Source organism: Herbaspirillum sp. UBA812, assembly GCF_002296545.1.
GTDB lineage: Bacteria > Pseudomonadota > Gammaproteobacteria > Burkholderiales > Burkholderiaceae_D > Herbaspirillum > Herbaspirillum huttiense.
The window spans coordinates 12404-14649 of sequence record NZ_DBIC01000032.1 but is presented as its reverse complement, the minus strand read 5'-3'; the positions used below and the strand labels follow the sequence as shown (position 1 = coordinate 14649).

Below are 2246 nucleotides of genomic sequence, written 5' to 3'. Positions count from 1 at the left end.
AGCGACAACGATCCCTGGATGAGCGCCGAGCGCGCCCGCCACTGGGCCGAGGCCTGGGGCGCGCAGTTCCGCTCGGTGGGCGCGCGCGGGCATATCAACTCCGAATCGGGCCTGGGCGACTGGACCGAAGGGCAGCAGTGGCTGCTGGAGCTGCTTGAACGCATCGCCTGAAGCTTTTTACTTCACCTCCCCCCCCATGAGCGCATAAAGACGGTTTCCGGACCGGCTTTATGCGCTTTCCTTCTAAGGACATGCAAAAAGCTTCGTTCTCTTTATAACTATCGGATGCGAATATCGCTCACCTATAGTCGCATTTGTAATAACAAGAGAACGACATGTCCGCATCCCCTGTTTCCCTTGCCGCCCCCGGGGCCGCGCCGACCCGCTCGGCGGGCAGCGCCAACCGGCGCGTATTGCCCGGTTTCCGGCTGTCGCTGGGCTTCACCATCTTTTACCTGGCGCTGATCGTGCTGATCCCGCTGTCGGCGCTGTTTTTGAAGACCTTCACCCTGACCTGGGGCGGCTTCATCGACGCGGTGACTTCGCCCCGGGTGATGGCCTCCTATCGCTTGAGCTTTGGTGCCTCGCTGATCGGTGCCTTCCTCAACGTGATCTTCGGCGGCATCGTGGCCTGGGTGCTGGTGCGCTATCGCTTCCCCGGCAAGCGCATCATCGATGCCCTGGTGGACTTGCCTTTCGCCCTGCCCACGGCGGTAGCCGGCATCGCCCTGACCACGCTGTATTCGCAGAACGGCTGGCTGGGCAAGCTGCTGGCACCCCTGGGCATCAAGGTCGCCTTCACCCCGCTGGGGGTGCTGGTGGCACTGACCTTCATCGGCCTGCCTTTTGTGGTGCGCACCGTGCAACCGGTGCTGGAAGAAGCCGAGCGCGAGCTCGAAGAAGCCGCCGCCAGCCTCGGTGCCAGCCGCTGGCAGACTTTTACCCGGGTGATCTTCCCGACCGTGCTGCCTGCTTTGCTGACCGGTTTTGCGCTGGCCTTTGCGCGCGCCTCCGGCGAATACGGCTCGGTGGTCTTCATCGCCGGCAACATGCCGATGGTTTCTGAAATCACCCCTTTGTTCATCGTCACCAAGCTGGAGCAGTACGACTATGCCGGTGCGACCGCCATCGCGATGGTCATGCTGCTGGTTTCCTTCATCCTGCTGTTGACCATCAACCTGCTGCAAGCCTGGACTCGCAAGCGTGGCCAGTCGGAAAGGACCTGAGATGAGTGCCGCCCCCGTTTCCGCTGCCCCGCAAGCCAATGCGATTGTCCGCGGCGAGCCGCCGCTGACCCCCGGTGCCATCACCGAGCCCTGGTGGGTGCGTGCGCTGCTGATCGGCATCGCGCTGGCCTTCCTGACCCTGTTCCTGTTCGTGCCGCTGGTGGCGGTGTTCTATGAAGCGCTGCGCAAGGGCTGGGATGTCTATGTGGCCTCCATCACCGAGCCTGACGCCTGGTCCGCCATCAAGCTGACTCTGCTCGCTGCCGCCATCGCCGTGCCGCTGAACCTGGTGTTTGGCGTGGCGGCCGCCTGGGCGATTGCCAAGTTCGAGTTCCGTGGCAAGAACGTGCTGCTGACCCTGATCGACCTGCCGTTCTCGGTCTCGCCGGTGATCTCGGGCCTGATCTACGTGCTGCTGTTCGGCCTGCAGGGCTACTTCGGCCCCTGGCTGCGCGAGCATGACATCAAGATCCTGTTCGCCGTGCCGGGCATCGTGCTGGCCACCATCTTCGTGACCTTCCCCTTCGTGGCGCGTGAACTGATTCCGCTGATGCAGTCGCAGGGCAGCGAGGAGGAAGAAGCCGCGCTGGTCCTGGGCGCCTCCGGCTGGCGTACTTTCTGGCATGTCACGCTGCCCAACATCAAGTGGGGCCTGCTGTATGGCGTGATCCTCTGCAATGCGCGCGCCATGGGCGAGTTCGGTGCCGTCTCGGTGGTCTCCGGCCACATTCGCGGCGAGACCAACACCATCCCGCTGCAGGTCGAGATCCTCTACAACGAATTCAATATCACCGGCGCCTTCGCCGTGGCGTCGCTGCTGGCCTTCCTGGCCGTGGTCACGCTGGCCATCAAGAGCGTCATCGAGTGGCGGCTGCACCAGCAGCACAGCGCCAGCGAACAAGCCTAAGGAGTCATCATGAGCATCGAAGTCCATCACATCCAGAAGCGTTTCGGCAGCTTCACCGCGCTCAACGACGTCTCGCTCAATTTCCCGGCGGGCGAACTGACGGCCTTGCTGGG

General features: G+C 63.3%; 3 protein-coding genes. All 3 read left to right on the top strand.

Annotation, left to right across the window (positions count from 1 at the left end; all coding sequences use genetic code 11):
* The coding region (locus B3873_RS01780) for an RBBP9/YdeN family alpha/beta hydrolase (protein ID WP_286863740.1) at window positions 1-171 on the top strand (171 nt) is incomplete at its 5' end.
* Window positions 172-335: 164 nt separating this feature from the next.
* Window positions 336-1226, top strand: coding sequence for a sulfate ABC transporter permease subunit CysT (gene cysT, locus B3873_RS01775; protein WP_286863726.1), 891 nt, complete (start codon window positions 336-338; stop codon window positions 1224-1226).
* 1 nt (window position 1227) lies between these two features.
* Window positions 1228-2133, top strand: coding sequence for a sulfate ABC transporter permease subunit CysW (gene cysW, locus B3873_RS01770; protein WP_286863725.1), 906 nt, complete (start codon window positions 1228-1230; stop codon window positions 2131-2133).
* Window positions 2134-2246 lie beyond the last annotated feature (113 nt).

Excerpts from the sequence above, each read along its gene's own strand:
- cysT (WP_286863726.1), top strand. The coding sequence starts at position 336 with ATGTCCGCATCCCCTGTTTCCCTTGCCGCCCCCGGGGCCGCGCCGACC.
- cysW (WP_286863725.1), top strand. The coding sequence starts at position 1,228 with ATGAGTGCCGCCCCCGTTTCCGCTGCCCCGCAAGCCAATGCGATTGTC.